General features: G+C 63.0%; 16 protein-coding genes. 7 read left to right on the forward strand and 9 right to left on the reverse strand.

The window, feature by feature from the left end:
- Positions 1-63: 63 nt before the first annotated feature.
- The 5 genes from minE to ACV1FX_RS08655 all read right to left on the reverse strand — a co-directional run bounded on the left by minE (position 64) and on the right by ACV1FX_RS08655 (position 5,780).
- Positions 64-345 carry a cell division topological specificity factor MinE gene (gene minE / locus ACV1FX_RS08635; RefSeq protein WP_235546703.1) on the reverse strand — a complete coding sequence of 94 codons (282 nt, stop codon included), beginning with the start codon at positions 343-345 and terminating at the stop codon, positions 64-66.
- A complete protein-coding gene (minD, locus tag ACV1FX_RS08640; protein ID WP_473117111.1) occupies positions 342-1,157 on the reverse strand; it encodes a septum site-determining protein MinD in 816 nt (271 codons plus the stop codon). Before minD ends, minE begins: the two co-directional genes overlap by 4 nt.
- Positions 1,158-1,178: 21 nt before the next feature.
- Entirely contained in the window at positions 1,179-1,871 is a 693-nt protein-coding gene (minC, locus tag ACV1FX_RS08645; RefSeq protein WP_473117112.1) for a septum site-determining protein MinC, read from the reverse strand.
- A gap of 201 nt (positions 1,872-2,072) precedes the next feature.
- Complete coding sequence (locus ACV1FX_RS08650) at positions 2,073-2,876, reverse strand: outer membrane protein (protein WP_473117113.1); 804 nt, start codon at positions 2,874-2,876, stop codon at positions 2,073-2,075.
- A gap of 489 nt (positions 2,877-3,365) precedes the next feature.
- A complete protein-coding gene (locus ACV1FX_RS08655; RefSeq protein WP_473117114.1) occupies positions 3,366-5,780 on the reverse strand; it encodes an autotransporter outer membrane beta-barrel domain-containing protein in 2,415 nt (804 codons plus the stop codon).
- A 269-nt stretch (positions 5,781-6,049) separates the two neighbouring features.
- On the opposite strand from ACV1FX_RS08655, the gene ACV1FX_RS08660 reads away from it, so the two are divergent.
- The 3 genes from ACV1FX_RS08660 to ACV1FX_RS08670 all read left to right on the forward strand — a co-directional run bounded on the left by ACV1FX_RS08660 (position 6,050) and on the right by ACV1FX_RS08670 (position 8,821).
- Positions 6,050-6,292: a hypothetical protein gene (locus ACV1FX_RS08660; protein ID WP_473117115.1), complete on the forward strand. Its 243-nt coding sequence runs from the start codon at positions 6,050-6,052 to the stop codon at positions 6,290-6,292.
- A 155-nt stretch (positions 6,293-6,447) separates the two neighbouring features.
- The gene (locus tag ACV1FX_RS08665) at positions 6,448-7,515 is read left to right on the forward strand and encodes a helix-turn-helix domain-containing protein (RefSeq protein ID WP_473117116.1); all 1,068 of its coding nucleotides are present in this window, start codon (positions 6,448-6,450) and stop codon (positions 7,513-7,515) included.
- A 262-nt stretch (positions 7,516-7,777) separates the two neighbouring features.
- Complete coding sequence (locus ACV1FX_RS08670; protein WP_473117117.1) at positions 7,778-8,821, forward strand: AraC family transcriptional regulator; 1,044 nt, start codon at positions 7,778-7,780, stop codon at positions 8,819-8,821.
- Between the two features lie 69 nt (positions 8,822-8,890).
- Here the strand turns inward: ACV1FX_RS08670 and ACV1FX_RS08675 are convergent, their stop codons facing one another.
- Positions 8,891-9,148: a hypothetical protein gene (locus tag ACV1FX_RS08675; protein WP_473117118.1), complete on the reverse strand. Its 258-nt coding sequence runs from the start codon at positions 9,146-9,148 to the stop codon at positions 8,891-8,893.
- Positions 9,149-9,214: 66 nt separating this feature from the next.
- Entirely contained in the window at positions 9,215-10,243 is a 1,029-nt protein-coding gene (locus ACV1FX_RS08680) for a DUF2778 domain-containing protein (protein ID WP_473117119.1), read from the reverse strand.
- A gap of 121 nt (positions 10,244-10,364) precedes the next feature.
- Here ACV1FX_RS08680 and ACV1FX_RS08685 point away from each other — a divergent pair, with 121 nt between their 5' ends.
- Together ACV1FX_RS08685 and ACV1FX_RS08690 are read left to right on the forward strand one after the other, a co-directional pair.
- Positions 10,365-10,805, forward strand: a complete 441-nt coding sequence (locus tag ACV1FX_RS08685) for a DUF1810 domain-containing protein (RefSeq protein WP_473117120.1) — start codon at positions 10,365-10,367, stop codon at positions 10,803-10,805.
- Between the two features lie 97 nt (positions 10,806-10,902).
- The gene (locus ACV1FX_RS08690) at positions 10,903-12,987 is read left to right on the forward strand and encodes a methyl-accepting chemotaxis protein (protein WP_473117121.1); all 2,085 of its coding nucleotides are present in this window, start codon (positions 10,903-10,905) and stop codon (positions 12,985-12,987) included.
- Between the two features lie 2 nt (positions 12,988-12,989).
- On the opposite strand, the gene ACV1FX_RS08695 is transcribed toward ACV1FX_RS08690, so the two are convergent.
- On the reverse strand, positions 12,990-13,580 hold the full coding sequence (locus ACV1FX_RS08695) for an NADPH-dependent FMN reductase (RefSeq protein ID WP_473117122.1): 591 nt from the start codon (positions 13,578-13,580) through the stop codon (positions 12,990-12,992).
- A 60-nt stretch (positions 13,581-13,640) separates the two neighbouring features.
- Entirely contained in the window at positions 13,641-14,588 is a 948-nt protein-coding gene (locus ACV1FX_RS08700; RefSeq protein WP_473117123.1) for an AraC family transcriptional regulator, read from the reverse strand.
- Between the two features lie 271 nt (positions 14,589-14,859).
- On the opposite strand from ACV1FX_RS08700, the gene ACV1FX_RS08705 reads away from it, so the two are divergent.
- Positions 14,860-15,999: a DUF2336 domain-containing protein gene (locus tag ACV1FX_RS08705; protein WP_473117124.1), complete on the forward strand. Its 1,140-nt coding sequence runs from the start codon at positions 14,860-14,862 to the stop codon at positions 15,997-15,999.
- Positions 15,996-16,325 carry a PilZ domain-containing protein gene (locus ACV1FX_RS08710; protein WP_473117125.1) on the forward strand — a complete coding sequence of 110 codons (330 nt, stop codon included), beginning with the start codon at positions 15,996-15,998 and terminating at the stop codon, positions 16,323-16,325. The genes ACV1FX_RS08705 and ACV1FX_RS08710 overlap by 4 nt, the downstream gene beginning before the upstream one ends.
- The last annotated feature ends 21 nt before the right edge of the window (positions 16,326-16,346 follow it).

The raw sequence follows: 16,346 nt of genomic DNA on the forward strand, positions 1-16,346 counted from the left end.
CAGCCCGCTGTCGCCAGCGGGCTGCCTTCTCATCCACCCCAAGTTAAACGACCCGGCCGGACCCTACCCGACCGCCACCCGCTTGCGCTCGATGTCGTTGGGCACCTCGATGTCCACCTCGAGCGTCGAGACTTCGTCGCCACGCTCCAGCCGCACGATCACCTTGGTCGGATCGAGCGTGACGTGTTTCGAGACGACGGCGAGGATTTCCTCGCGCAGCACGCCGAGCAGATCGGGCTGGCCGCGCAATCCACGTTCATGGGCAAGCAGGATCTGCAACCGTTCACGTGCGACCGGAGCAGACGCCTTGTTGCCGCGGAGAAGCCGAAGCAGACCCATGCTCATGCTGCCCTCCGTCGCAGAAGGCGATCCATGAAGCCTTTCTTCTCCGCAGGCACGCTCATCCGGATGCTTTCGCCGCACAACCGCTTGGCCGCATCCATGTAAGCCCGCGCCGGCGCACCGTCCGCATTGGACAGCGTCACGGGCGTACCGACGTTGGAGGCCTTCAGCACGTCCTGGCTCTCGGGGATGATTCCGAGCAGCGGCGTTGCGAGTATCTCGAGGATATCGTCGATGTTCAGCATCTCACCGCGCGATGCACGCGAGGGATCATAGCGCGTGATCAGGATGTGCTTTTCGACGCGTTCGCCCTTCTCGGCCCGCACCGTCTTGGAGTCGAGCATGCCGATGATGCGATCGGAGTCGCGAACCGAGGAGACCTCGGGGTTGGTGACGATCACGGCCTCGTCGGCGAACCGCATCGCCATGAAGGCGCCGCGCTCGATGCCGGCAGGGCTGTCGCAGATCACCCAGTCGAAGCGGCTGCGCAGATCGGCGATGACGGCGCGAACGCCCTCCTCCGTCAGCGCGTCCTTGTCGCGGGTCTGGGAAGCCGGCAGCAGCCAGAGATTCTCCAGCCGCTTGTCGCGGATCAGGGCCTGCGGAAGCTTTGCGACCCCCTGCACCACGTTGATAAGATCGAACACGACGCGGCGCTCGGCGCCCATCACGAGGTCAAGGTTGCGCAAGCCGACGTCGAAATCAACTACCACGACCTTGTCGCCGCGCTGCGCCAGCGCTGCCCCCAAGGCTGCGGTCGTCGTGGTCTTGCCGACCCCGCCCTTGCCTGATGTCACGACCAGTACCTTACTCATCTGAAATGTCTCCTTTGCTGGTCAGTTCAGTGCTGTAATTCGCATGGTATTCCCCTGTAGCCAGGCCTGCGCCGGCTTGCCGCGCAGGGCGGCGTCGATGTCGTCCGCGGTCTGGTAAAATCCATCAATTGCAAGCAGTTCAGCCTCGATCTTCTGACAATAGATACGCGCGGATGAGTGTCCGTTGACACCCGCCATGGCGCGCCCACGCAGCGCGCCATAGACGTGGATGGAGCCCCCTGCGACGACCTCGGCACCGGAGCCAACCGAGCCCAGGATCGTCACGTCGCCTTCGGGAAAGATCACGGTCTGGCCGGACCGAACGGGATTTTCGAGCAGCAACGAGCTCGGCTGCTTCGTGACTTCGACCTTCTTCGGTGCGCTCGGCTCGAGCCCGCAGGAACGTCCACCCGAGAGCAGCGGAGGCATGTTCGGCGTCAGCCGCGCGTCCTCCACCCCCTCGAGGCCGAGCACGCGGATATTGCGCTCCTGGAGGCTTCCAAGCAAATGCGTGATGCCGGACTGGCTGAGATCGACCGAGGACAGGTCGACCACCACGGGGCGACCGGTGAAGAATCCCGGCGAGCGCGCGATCGTGGCATCGATCTCCTTGAGCCAGTCGACGATGGGAACCGTCGGCACGAACACGAAAGCGACGTAGGAGCGGCCGCGGAGGCGCACCAGTTGGCGTTGAGGTCTTGCTGCTGCCTCCATGGCTGCCGACTCGTCCTTGTTATTGAATGGTTAACGATGCGACCGAGATGGTTAACGGCGAGTTAATGCCTCCGGCTGATTACGTGGACGAGTGCGCACTCTCAAGGCAAATCAAGCATTGCCATGACCGACGCATGGCAAAACGAAAAAGCCCCGGACGATGCCGGGGCTTTGGGTTCGTTCGAGCGCGCGAAGTCCTGCTCAATATCGGGCGAGGACCGGGCCACCGAACTTGTAGCTCACGCCGGCGCGGACGCTGTCGTATGTCGTGCCGCCCAGGGCAAACACGCCACGCGCTCCAGCGACGAACCCTGGATTGGTCGCGCCAACGATACGCGCGCCGCCGAAGTCGTAGTGCAGGTATTCCGCGCGGAAAATCCAGCTCGCGGTGGCCATGTATTCGGCACCGACGCCGGCAACCCATCCGGTGTGAGAGCGAGTCTCGTCGTATGGCCCGCTGACGGCGAGCCCGAAGCCATTGGTGACGTAGCCGCTATATCTCGTTTGGGACAACGCTGCGCCGCCCGTGACATAGGGCATGAACGAACCGGCGGCGTAACCGAGACGGCCTCTGACGCTCGCGAGCCAGTTCAGCCGGTCCGTAACATTCGAGGCAGATGCCAGGAAAGGAGCCCCAAGGACGAGCAAGGCATTGTTGCTGGCGTGGCTGACGGACGTCCAGTCGAAATCGCCTTCGATACCGAGGACGACGTTCGAGGCGGTCTGCCAGTTGTGGCCACCATGGATACCGGCGATCCAACTCGAGGAGCGCGGACTCGTAAACGCCGGACCGAGATCGTAACCGTCTGACGTGAAATCGACGAGGGTGCTACGTCCGCCGCCCCAGATCCCACCCGCGTTGGCGCCCAGGTAGAACCCGGTCCAGTCATAGACCGCCGTCGGCGCGAGCGGCGCCTTCGAATAGGGTTTGGCAGCAAGGTCGGCCGCAGAGGCCGTCCCCGTGATCGCCGCAACCGCGGTCAGCGCCAGCAAAAACGTCTTCATTTCAAAAATCTCCAACCTTGGTTTACTTGGCGGGCAAGCGCCGTTCAAATCAGTGTTTGAACTGTAGCGGGGCATGCGCGGAATTGCTGTGATCGGTCGGGTACACGCTCCCCGTCGCGACTTGGACTGTTGCGAAGTCGGCATTGCCAATAGTGAAATCGTCCTTGCGCAGGGGCGTTGTCGCGGCGGACGGATGAGCTCGCTGCGTGCCACAATAGAAAGTCCCGGACGATGCCGGAGCGGCTTCGCCTCGACGAGGCGCAAGCGCTTCGCTGGCAATACTTCCGACATAGGCGCGGCAGCTGCGCTGCGTGAGCGCAGCCGCCGCGCGACATTCGCCGGGCGCGACCGGGGCTGGCGTTGTCGCGCCGACGAAATCTGGTAGCGGTCCGAAAGGGCGAAGTATGCATGTGGCGCGCCGCCTTGAACTTGCGCATCCGATCGAGCAAGCGCCCGACGGGTGAGCGCTCTCCGCTCCGGACCATCCCGCTACCAGGCATATCGCAGGCTCGCTGTTCCCGAATAAGTCTGCGCCCTGCTCGCGAACTCGCCATCGAACTTGCCCGACAGCGTGATGCCGCTCGTGAGCTTCAGCTCGGCGCCGGCGGAGGCGAGCGCTGCGTTCTTCGCAGGTGTTGCGCCGTTGACGATGAAGCTCGCACCGGGCAGAGCCTGGAACGTCGCAGCAAGAGTCGGATCGCTCACCCAGTCGTGCGCCCAGGCCGCGCGGGCGCGCAGCGTCAGAGCGGCGTCGGGCGCGATCATGGCCGCGTGGTCGAAGCGCGCGCCGAGTTCGCTGCGCGCATCATAGGCGGTGCGGCCGTTGTAGCTCAGCCCGAATCCGGTGCCGGTGAGATCGGTCTCGCTATAGGATGGCGTCCGGAAGTTCTGCCCCTGCAACGCCGCGTAGGGCGTCACGCCGACGATCGACGTTGCGAAGCGATAGCCGCTCTCGATGCGGGCGCCGATGGTCTGGGCATTGAACCTCGCAGTGAGATGATCGCCAAGCGGCGCGAAGCGATCGATCGACATCCAATGATTAGCGGCGGCAATCGACGCAGCAAGATAGGCCGGTCCTGAGCGCACCGCCGTGTAGGCGCCGGCCTGGAACGCATCGCTCTTGCCGCCGCCGATCCCCTGCGCCAGATCCCATTTGGTGCCGCCGCCGGAGAGCGCAAAGCCAAACACCGCATCGCGGCTGAAGTGATAATCGAGCCCGGCCGCGAGGCCCATAGCGCGCGCGGTGAGGTCCTGGCTGCCGGCCACGGCATTGCCGTTGGTCTTGTTGTAGCCGCCGAATGACCCACCCCATGCGGTCCAGCGTTCTTCGAAGGCCGGCGCTGCCGGCTCCTTTATCGCCTTGCCGTAGGCCAGTACGATGTGGGCAGGCAGGCTCGCGCGCTCCGGCGCAAAGCTGAACGCCGCCTCCCCGGCCCCTCCTCCCAGTCCGCCGCGGCCGTCGACGAACGGATCGAGCATCAGGCCGAGAAACTGCCCCGTGAATTGGAACGCCCCATGTTGAGCACCGGTGGCGGCCTCGCCCGAGAGCTGCGTCAATGCGGTCGCTAGGTTGCCCCCTGCGAGACCGTAGATGGTTACGAAATTCGGCGGCAACGAACCGCCATTGTTGAAGAAGTTGTCGAGCGAATTGGCAACGTTCTGTTGATTCTGGTTGAGATTGGAGCCGGGAAGTCCGCCGAGGTTTGCCGTGAGGTTCAAGAACACATCATTCGACGAGTAGCTCAGGCTTTCGGTGAAGCCGACGGGCACGTTGCCGGTGACGCCAAGGAACTTCGTGCCCTGGAGGCCGAATGTCGAGTGCAGGATCGTGTACTGCTTCGAGACATAGCTACCGGGCGCGAATACCGTCTGAACGTTGCCACTGAGATACGCGGCTTGGGAAACATTGACCATCGAGGCCGTCGTCGGGTCGAGATGCACCAAATAGGTCGTGTTGTTTTGGAACCCGAGATCGCCGTTGACGGTGAGCGTGCCGCCGGGCGTACCAAGACCAGGCGCGAGCGTGCCGCCGTTGTTGACCTGCGCCCCGCCTACCGTGCCGGTGCCGCCGAGCACGCCTCCGTTGACGATGGCTTTGATGTTGACCATCGCGCCGTTGACCAAGAGAGTGCCGGCCTGGACATGCATGAACGCGGTATCGGTCGTCGTGCCGGTCAGCGTCCAGGTCGAGGTGCCGGTCTTCTCCAGCAACTCGAATTCGCGATACTGCTTACCCGCACCGAAGGTGGACAGGTCGAACGCACTGCTGAGATTGCCGCCGAAACGCAGCGTGTCCGTTCCGTCGCCGCCGATGACCCATCCGGTGATGTTCGATCCGGCTCGCAGTTCGAGGACATCGTCGCCGTCCCGAAGATCCATGGTCCGTCCGAGGAAATTACCGCTGATCGTGCCGGAATTTACGATGGTCTCGGCGTTGTTCGAACCATAGATCGCATAGCTCGAGGTACTCGAGATTGTGCCCGCATTGTTGATGACATTCCCGCTGCCCGCCGTATTGAGCATGATCGTCGGCTGATCGGCAGATTGAACCACGCCGCTCGACAGGACGTTCACCTGGTTGTTGGCCGAGCCATTGATGATGATCATGGCGGAAGCACCGGAAACAAGGCTCCCGATCGTGCCCCCGATGTTGATCGTATTGTTGCTGGAGTTCTCGACGACGAGATTGCTCGAGCCAAAAGCTCCGGCAGTCATGGTCGCGCCGGCATTGATGTTGACGATGTTGTTGCTGCCGCCCTGCAAGTAGATCGCCGCAGGGGTGGTGATCGTCGCCTTGTCGAACAGGGTGATGGTGCCGTTGGACGCGAAATCGAAAAAGACCCCCGGAACGACACCACCAGCCAGCGAGGTCGGCGTGCTCCCATCGCCAACCTTGACTGTCACGCCACTTGCCCCGGGGTCCGTTTCGACCGAGGTGTTACCCGCCCCTGTGCAGGTGATTGCGTCGCTCGACTCGAGTGTCAATTGCGACCCGCTTCCCACCACCACGCACGCTGCCTGCGCCGGTGCCACGAACCACGGCAGCCCCCCTCCCACGGCTAACGCGCCCATCGCGGTGCTCAGAAATGGCCGCCGCGCGGACTTTTTCGTCCGCGGCGCCGGCCAGATGCCGCGATCCTGTTCGCCCCATCGACGAAAGATGATACCGGCACGTGACGGGCATTCTCGAAACATCATTGATTCCCCTTCAACTTCCAATGTCGGGGCACCGTAGGAGGAAAGCCGCGCCGCGCGCTTGGGCAGGAGAGAAGCGCGGAACGGACGAAAATGAAATGCCGACTGGTTTTGAAGCCGCGTTGCAAGAGCGCCACGGCAACGCCGGGACTTCAGAGAAATCCGGATTGGCCTATAGGGAAATCTCGATCCCCGTCTCGGGAGAACAGCCCGAAGTTTGACCTTGCTGGGCGACAATGCGACCCGATAACCTCGATCCAGGGGAGGGCTGAAATCTAGATCAGGATGGGCGGACGTCGTGTGTTTGCGACGTCGCGTTAGCCGGATTTCCGAAAACTGCTATGGCGACCAGAATCAGAGATAGAGGGCAAGGTCAGTGGCGAAAATCGCGGACGACAATGCAGGAGAACTGAAGACCGCTACGCCAAGCATTCCACAGTCTGTCTTCGATCTGACGCCGTTACCCGTTAACGATGCCATTGCAGCCTGGCGGGAGGGTTTGGGGAGCATGTACGATATCCGGCTCTACAAGGATGGGCCCGATGAGCCGCTTCGCATTCGTACCAATGCGTACCACTTTGATAGCTTCATCCTTGGTGCCCTGCAGGTCAGAGTTAAACAGGACGTCGCACGCTCGCGTGCACGCTTCGCACGGGACGGACTCGATGGCTACACACTTCACTTCCATAGCAGGGAGTGCGTTGCCTCGCCGGAGAACCGATCCTACGAGCAAATCCTACCCGGCGACTTGCTGATCCTCGACCAAGCGCAGACGAGTTCATCCAAGCTCAATGGCCAGGACGATCTTTATATGGTCGTACCACGCCCGATGCTGGCTCCGCTGCTAAAAGCGCCAGATGAGCACAACGCTCACATCATATCTGGAAAGAGCCCGTTGGTTGCGCTGTTCCGCAGCCATTTGCACGCCTTGTACCGAGCGAGTTCTGACCTCCACCCGGAAGCCGCTCGCGCTATCACCCATCCAACGCTTGAGCTCGCCGCGGCCGTAATCAATGGGAGTGTTCGCGAAGAGAACTCCTTCGGGCCGCAGATGGCTTTGACGGCAGAAATCTGTCGCTACATCGACGATAATGCGATGGAGCGAGGCCTGGCTGCCGACAAGATCGCCGCTGCCTTCAGCATGTCGGAGCGGAGGCTCTATTATCTCATGCGCGGCCATGGCGGCGTTGCGGCCTATATCCAGAAGGTCAGGATGCGCCGTGTGCGTGCCGCACTTGTCGACCCTGCCAACCGGCACAAGACAATTGCCGGAATCGCGGAAGATTATGGGTTCACAGACCCCACGAATTTCAGCCGCGCCTTTCGCCGCATGTTCGGCATGAGCCCACGCGCAATGCGCGCCTTCGCAAACGCCGGCTGGCATGGCGAACTCTCCTCGCGCCATGGCGCCCGCACCGTGTGGGATTGGATGCGTCGTATGTGATGGCGCCCGTAAGGGTGATTCTCAAAAAGGATCTGAGCTTTACCAGGGCCTGTTTCGGACGTCCCGATTGGGATGCACGCGCCACGAATTTTTGCAGTAGTGGACGACTATTTGCAGCCGATGACAAATTGACAGCTTTGCCTGCCGATTTTCTTGAACCCGACGGCTCGGCCCCTCCAAGCTCAACAAGAGCGGGGCATCCGTTCTTGGACGGCGCCTGTTCTTTGTACCCGCGCGATGGCCTGCCTCGGAGCAACGCCTGATGCTGAAGGCGCGAATGGGATGCCGCCTGTTTGCGACATCGCGTTTGAATTTGCTTAGGGGCACATCATTGGTCGATCAACCGGACTTCCGAAAATTGCAATTCGATCTGCCCGAGACATCCGATCGTAAGACGCTGGAATGGATTCGCGAGGAATTCGGTCGCCGGCACTTCAAGGTCGATATCGAACCCGATGAAGATGTCCCGCTCCGGCTCAGTGGCGTCAGTCGTGCCCTCCCCGACTTCTCCGTCTACCGCGGCAAGTGCTCCGCGCTGCGCAGCCGGGCCATGGTCGATCCGTCTGCGCCCGAAGGCCTCGTCATCACTGTGGCCGTCGCCGGTGAGGTATCTCTGCATTTCGATGACGGAGATGTCATGCTGACGCCGGGCACGGCAGCAACGGGGCGCGGCAACGCCGGAGGTTGCCTTCGGATCGGAACGGATGCGGAATTCATGACCATTAGTGTCCGGCACCACCTGATTGAGCAGCTCGTGCCCAACCTTTCCGATCTGACTCATGCGCCAGTCGCCTCCAACTCTCAGGCAATGCGGCTCCTGTTAGGCTACGTGCGCACGCTCGACGCTGAGGACACGATTGATAGTCCCGAGATGCGCCATCTCGTAACGACACATATTCAGGATCTGGCCGCACTGACGCTCGGCCCGACGCGCGACGCGCAAGCCATCGCCGAGCAACGCGGCGGTCGCGCCGGCAGGCTGGCTGCGGTGAAGGCGGACATTGTTGCCAACCTTTCGAATCCGAACCTGTCGGTCGCGAGTGTTGCCACCCGTCAGAGCTTGACGTCACGCTATATTCACATGCTGTTCGAAGTCGAGGGAGTGACCTTCTCCGAATATGTCCTCACAAGGCGGCTGACGCGCGCCCATCGGATGTTGAGCGATCCGCGCTTTGCCAGTCGGATGATCAACACCATCGCGCTGGAGGTCGGATTCGGCGATCTCTCATATTTCAACCGCACCTTCCGTCGTCACTTCGGCATGACGCCATCGGACGCGCGCGAAGCGGCGCGGCAGCGAGGATAGTCAGGATTCATCGAGGAAAGCCGACAGCGCCCACTGCAGTTCGCCGAACGCGCGCGGTCCGACCTCCGCTCAGAGCAGCTTCGCGCTCACGAACAGCGCACGTACGGCGTTCGTCGCCTGCACGGCAAGCATCGCGTTCTCGGCGGCGCCTTCGAGCGCGGCGACCGCCTCCTCATGCAGCGAACGGAATTCCATCCACTCCATCGAATTGTAGTTGGTGAGGAATTGATAGGCCTGGCCGACGGTCGCGATCGCCAGCGTGTTGCCGTTCAGGCGAATCTTGAACGTCGTGCGCAGCGGGGTGTCGGAACTGGATGGATCGCTCATGGGCTGCTTCTGCACGAGGACGGCTTAACGAAGGGAAAACGGCAGCCCCCGCCGTTGGTTCAGACTTCAGGAGTCCGAGGCCGATGCGCGCTGCGACACCGACGTGGCGCCCTTCAAGTTCGGCACCACGATCAGACGGTTGAACTCGCCGTCGTCATAGGCCTTCAGGAAGCGCTCGTAGAACTTGATCGAGACGCAGCCGTTGGAGTCGCCGCGCGGTCCGAGCATGTAGGGGTGCGTGAGCAGCCCGACGCGGCCAAGGGCACTGGTCCCATCGACCGGCGTCATGCGCAGCGCGCGCACGCCATGGAACAGCTTTTCGCGCGGCTTCAGTTCGTAGGTCGCCGGCGGTGTCGCGCCGACCATGCGTTGGTCGACGTGGTCGGGGTCGTCCATCATGGAGCCCATGCCGGAATGCGCTTCGAGCGCCACTCCGCTCGGCAGGTACACCGCCTTCGCCGAGAGGTCGTAGATCGCGGTCTTCGGATCGTAGCCGAGCGCGGCGAGGTCAGGCCCCTGGCGGAACAGGCCGCTGTCGGGCGTCAGCGAGGCCAGCCTGACCTTGCCAGGGAACATGTCGGAGAATTTTTGCAGCAGGCTACGGTTGTCGCCCTTCGGCAGCGAATCGGCGAAAGCCTGGCTGGAGGCTACCTGGGAGGCGAGATCGGCTTGGACCGGACGCGATCGGGGCATCGGGACGTCAGGCTTTTGCGATGGGGGCGCCACCGCCTCGGCCACCTGCTTGTCTTCCTCGGTCAGGGTCGAGCGCCAATCGTCACGGACGAGCTGCTGGGCAAGCATCGCCTTGGCATCGCGGAGCTTGAGCTGGAGCATGCTCACCGCGGAGCGCTCGACGGCTCGCAAACCGGCCTCCCGCGGCGGCGAAATGGGCTGGAATCGATCGTCAAAGGAGGTCGTCGGGCCGCTGGGCGGCAAGGCGGCGGAGGCAAGCGAGGCGGTCTCGTTGCCATAGGCAATCCAGGCGGCGGCCCCGACCGACAGCGCCATCGCGGCCAACGACAGCAAAAAGGTTTCCGACCGCCCGATACGGCGGCGCGACAAGAGCGTCTTGGCCCGTGCTGCGTCGGAAACCATCAGATCCCCAAAACCCGACCCCGGGGGGTGCCCAACCCCCATCGAGACTCTATACCAGCTATCACATCAGGAACCAAAAGTTAGGCATAATCGCGGCCAGGGTGGTAGCCGGAGGTGGTTAATGAGCGATCCTTTTGACCTCGAGCGCTTCGTCCAGGCCCAGAACGACGTTTATCCGGGCGTCGTCCGGGAGCTTTCGGCGGGACGGAAGCGCAGCCACTGGATGTGGTTCATCTTCCCGCAACTGGCCGGGCTCGGCTTCAGCGCCATGTCGCAGCGCTATGCCATCGCCTCCCGGGCGGAAGCCGAAGCCTACCTCGCCCACCCCCTGCTCGGACCGCGCCTCCACGAATGCACCGGCCTCGTGCTCGCGGTGAAGGACCGCAGCATCAATGCGATCCTCGGCGCGCCCGACGACGTCAAGTTCCGCTCATCGATGACGCTGTTCGAATCCGTGTCGGACGAGGCGATCTTCGCCGAGGCGCTCGCCCGCTATTTTGCCAGCGCGCGCGATGACGCGACGCTCGGGATTCTCGCGGCGATGGGCCGCAGCGCCGGCTGACCGGCCGGGACGGCGCGGCCTATCATCGTAAACCCCGGATTAAGCGGACCCGCGTACCCTTTGGAGCGATTTACTCTCGACCATTGCCGGGCAACTCATGAAAATTGGTACGCTTCTGACTGCCGCCATCGTCTCGCTGTCGACCGTCGGCGGCGGCCTCGCCGTCTATGTCGCGGTGACGAAATATCAGACCATGGACCGGATCGCGGAGGCGCAAGACAGGCTTCAGGTCGTACGCGCGGTCGGCGATATCCCGCGCTATCTCAATCCCGAGCGCGGCTACGCCACCAACATTCTCTACGGCCCGGCGACGGTCGATCCGGCTATGCTCGCCGAGCACGAGAAGCTACGCAAGCTGACCGACGGCGCCCGCGACAAGATGAACACGCTGCGCAAGGATCAGCTTCCGGGCAGCCTCGACGACGGCAACACCATCGCAAGCGGCATCGATGCGCTGAATGCGAAGTTCTCCGCCATCCGCGAAGCCGTCGACAAGGCGATTGCTGGACCTGCGGACGCGCGCAAGGATGCCGCGCGAAAGATCGTCGCCGACAATGCGGTGTTCAACAGCGGCATCACGGCGCTTCTCAACGAGCAGGTCCGCCGCATGGCAATCCTCAATGGCGACGCTTACCGCCAGGCGAGCTACGCCAACGTGGCCTGGGCACTGCGCGACGTCGGCGGCTTCAATGCCAGCCTGTACAAGAATCTCGTCGGCTCCAAGAAAGCCGCGACGGAGGCCGAGAAGATCGACATCAGCCGCGCGCAGGGCCGCAATGACCAGATCCTGATGTCGCTCCAGGAATTGCGTGGCAATCCGACGACACCCGCGAACGTCGCGGCCGCGCTCGAGAAGATGAATTCCGACTATGTCGAGAACTTCGGCCGCGACCTCAAGCTCATCAAGGACGGTGCGGCGAGCGGCAAATACGACATCGACGTCGACACCCTCTACGCGAGCTCGCAGCGCGGCCTTGGCGCCATCATCGGCGTCCGCGAGGCGTTCTATGACAATGCCGAGCAGATTCTCGGTGCCGCCTATTCCGCTGCGCGGCTGAGCTTCATGATCGCACTCGCCGGCCTTGCTGCCGTGCTCATCGCAAGCATCGGGATGATCGCCATGGTCGGCCGGCGCGTCTGTGCACCGATCGTCGACCTGACGACGCGGATGTCGCGCCTCGCCGCAGGCGAGATGGCTGACGAGATTCCGGGCGCCGCGCGCTCCGACGAGATCGGCGCGATGGCCGCCGCCGTGCAGGTCTTCAAGGACAACATGATCAAGGCCGAGCAGCTCGCTGCCGAGAAGCAGGCCGAGAACGACGGCAAGATGCACCGTGCCCAGACCCTCGACGAATTGACGCGGGCGTTCGAAGCAAAGGTCTCCGAGCTCGTCGGCGGCCTGTCCTCGGCATCGGCCACGATGGAAAGCACGGCACAGTCGATGACCTCGACGGCGTCCACGACCAACAGCCAGGCCGCGGTCGTCGCGGCCGCCTCCGAGCAAACCTCGACCAACGTGCAGACGGTCGCGAGCGCGACCGAGGAGCTGACCTCCTCGATCGCCGAGATCGGCCGCCAGGTCGCCCAGTCCACCGAGATCGCGGCACGTGCCGTCGACAATGCGCGCCGCACCGGCGATACCGCCCGCACCCTTGCGGAGGGCGCGCAGAAGATCGGCGACGTCGTCACGCTGATCCAGAGCATCGCCGAGCAGACCAACCTGTTGGCGCTGAACGCGACCATCGAGGCCGCACGCGCCGGCGACGCCGGCCGCGGCTTTGCGGTTGTTGCGTCGGAGGTCAAATCGCTCGCCGGCCAGACCGCGAAAGCCACAACCGAAATCTCCGAGCAGATCACTGCGATCCAGTCTGCGAGCGACGAGACCGTCGCTGCGATCCGCAACGTCGCCGACGTCATTGCCGAGATCGATCAGATCGGCACGGCCATCGCCGCTGCGATCGAGGAGCAGGGCTCGGCGACCAAGGAGATTTCGCGCAGCGTCCAGGAGGCAGCGCGAGGCACCCAGGAGGTCAATTCCAACATCACAGGCGTGCAGCGCGCCGCCGACGATACCGGAGCCGCCGCCAATCAGGTGCTGGGTGCGGCCGAGCAGCTTTCCTCGCAGTCACGCGACCTTGCCGGCCAGGTCAACCGCTTCCTCGCGGAAGTCAGGGCTGCGTAACGTCAATACGGCGGCGGCTTGCGCGCGCGCTGTGCCTTGGCAGCCTCGACCCACCAGGTGAGATCGTCGGCAAAGCGCGGGAACGAGCGTTCCAGAGCCTTGCCACCCTCGCCCGTCGGCTCGCCCTCGGCCGACAGAGTCTGCGCGATCGGACCGACCGCGATCGTGCTCGAGATCACCACCATGCCCATTTCCGACAGCGTGCCGTGCCAGGCGGTTGCTGCACGTGCGCCGGAGAAACGGCCGGCTGAGTAGCTGACGATTGCGGCCGGCCGCCAGAACCATTCCTCGAGGAAATGGTCGGTGAGGTTCTTCAGCCCCGGCTGAATGCCCCAATTGTATTCGCCGGTGACGAACACGAAGCCGTCGGCCTCGCGGATCAGCGTGGCCAGCTTTTCCAGCGCCTCGGGCGCCTTCCCTTTGGGATGCTCCTTGTACATGCGGTCGAGCATGGGAAGGCCGACTTCCTTGGCGTCGATGAAGGTGACGTCGTCGCCGCGGCCGCGCAGGCGGTTCACGACGAAATGCGCAAGGCGAATGCCCATGCGGTCGGAGCGGTAAGAGCCGTAGAGAACGAGGATGCGATTACCCATGGTCGGTCATTCTAGCATGAAGCACTAAGCCAACCTATTCACGAAAGCCGCGACGAAAGCTCAGGCCTTTCGGGCGCGCTCCAGCGTCTGCGAAGGCGTTTCACCGAACTGGTGCCGATAACTTCGCGAGAAGTCGCTGAGGTGCCAGAAGCCGAAGGCAAGCGCCGCCGCCTTCACGCTCTCAGGCCGACCCAGCAATCGCTTGCGAACGAGCCACAGCCGCCACAGCCGCAAATAGCGGTGCAGGCTCATACCGCGATAGCGCTGGACCGCATCGTGCATGCTGCGCACGGACAGGCCGAGCTTCCTGGCCAGCTCCTCGCTGTAGATCGGCTGAGCGAGATCATCGCGCAGCAGCGCCCGGATCTCCTGGAAGACCCTGAAATGCCGCTCGTCGTTGGCCCGCGCGGTCCATTGCGCCGGCAATATGCCTTCGAACGCTGCGTCGATCCGGGCCAGGAGAGATTCCCTCATCGCCGATGCCTGCATCGGCCATTCGACGGCATCGATGGGTTCCGACGCCGCAGCGATCACCTCCCTGATCAACCCGCGCAGCGAGCTCAGCGCCAGGACGCTCGTTTCGCAGATGCGGAAGTTTGCCTTCGTCTCCGGCCAGCCGCGCCCCGTCACCTCGGGAGTGAACATCACCGAGGCGTATTGCCGCTCGACCTCCTCGACGCTGTTGTAGGCAGCGCCACCGCCGCCGATGACGATGGCTGCCCGATCGCGCTGCGCTCCATTGAAACGGATGGGAACCTCGTGGTCGTCCATCGTGAAGCCGATCGCGGTGCAGTTCTTCACGAGCTGCGCATCCACGATACGTGGAAAGGATTTCGTGAAATTGACGTCGCAGCCCGGCAGATTCAGGATGGTCTGCTCGGCCGCGATCTTCCGCACCAGCGGCGTGAATTCCACGTCCAGCGTTCGTATGGAACTGCGGAATTCATCAACGTCGTCAAATCGAAATATCTTCGGCCCCAAAGTTGGCGCCCCAAAATTGTCGTTCACAGCGAATCGAAAAAATCCAGTCAGCAACCGTGACCCGATTTGGTCGTCCACTCAATTGTATCTTCGGTTCTGTGCGGCGCTTGCCTGAGCGCGCAGAAGGTCGGTGGCTCGAAGGGGTTTCGAAGGCGCTTCTGCCGAATTTCGATATCGATTCAAATTTGATTGCGGTGCAAAGACACCGCCGCCCGCTCCAACGTAACCCATGTTTAACAACTTTAGCGCGCAATCAGCCCCGTAGAAACACAGTCGTTTTTAGCGGATCAGGCCCGCCATGAATGCCATTTTGCCTGCCGATATTGTTGCCGAGCTCGAGAGCACCATCGCAGGCTGCGCCTACGAGCGACGCGTCCGCATGCTCCGGCGGACGACCGACCTGCTCGTTGCGGGTCGCGATCGTCTTCAGGAACCCGAGATCAGTGCGCTGGACGAGGTCCTGCTTCGCATTGCGGAACGTATCGAGCCGAAGGCGCTTTCGCAGCTGAGCGCAGCTCTGGTCGATCTGAGCTTGGCTCCGCGGGAAACGTCGCGGCGCCTTGCCTTCCATGACGACCCGATGGTTGCGGGCCCGCTCCTTCTCAAATCGCGCACGATCTCGGCGATGGACCTTGAGACAATTGCGACCTCGCGCGGGGAACAGCATCTGCTGGCGATCTCCGGAAGGAGCTCGGTCGATCCGGCCCTGACGGACGTCCTGCTGAAACGCGGCGGCAAGAATGTCGGCCGCGCGCTGGTGAACAATCCGGGGGCCGCTTTTTCCGCCGGGGGCTATGCCATGCTGATGGCTCGGGCCGAACATGACAACGAGATCGCCAAGACGCTGGCATTCCGGCCCGACACGCCCGACAAAATTATCCGCGGGCTGTTCCCGAGGCTGAGCCCGGACGCAAGGACTTCGATACTCGATGCAGCGGCCCCCGCTTTGCGCGAGCGGATCGAGACCGTGCTCAGCCCGACACCGGCCGCGGCACGGCCAAAGCTTCCGTCATCGGTCGACTATGCGGAAGCGCGGCTGTCCGTCGTCGCGCTCAACCGCGTCGGGAAGCTCAACGACTCGACTGTCAACCGCTTCGCGATCCGGGCGGAGGCAGCCAATCTGATCGCCTCGCTCTCGGTGCTGTCGGGTGCGCCGATCGAGGTGATTGAAAAAATCATCATCGACGAGGATTGCGAAGGGTTGGTCATGGCCTGCCGCGCCTCGCGCCTGAACTGGCAGACGACGCTTGCCATCCTCTGTAATCGCGGCGGCCCGCGCCTTTCCTACGAGCAGCGTGAGCGCGCCCAAAAGCTGTTCGACGAGCTCTATCTTTCAACAAGCCAGTGGGCGGTGCGCTGGGGCGAAATGGCCGCAAGCGATGGCGCAGTGGCTGCCGACAATAACAATAAGCGCGGGAAATCCGGGGGCAGCCGATGAAATTTGACGGTCGCAAAGCACACCGCGTTCGGATGGATCACAAGCAGGCCGTCAACCTGATGGGTGCGGACGGCACCTGGCGCCGCGCCTGCGTGCTGCTTGATGTTTCGGACAGCGGCGCCAAGATCGAGGTCGAAGGAACTCTCGACGTTCTGCAAGCGAGGGAGTTCTTCATGCTGCTGTCCTCGACAGGACTTGCCTATCGTCGCTGCGAGTTGGTCTGGATCGACGGAACGATGGCAGGGATTCACTTCATCAAGGCGGGAAGCAAGAAAGGACCGGCGAAGGCCGACGACGAACGAGCGACGAAGAGCGCGAGCAAATAGCCGCCGCCGAAAGCCTCAGTC

This window comes from Bradyrhizobium ingae, from assembly GCF_055791185.1.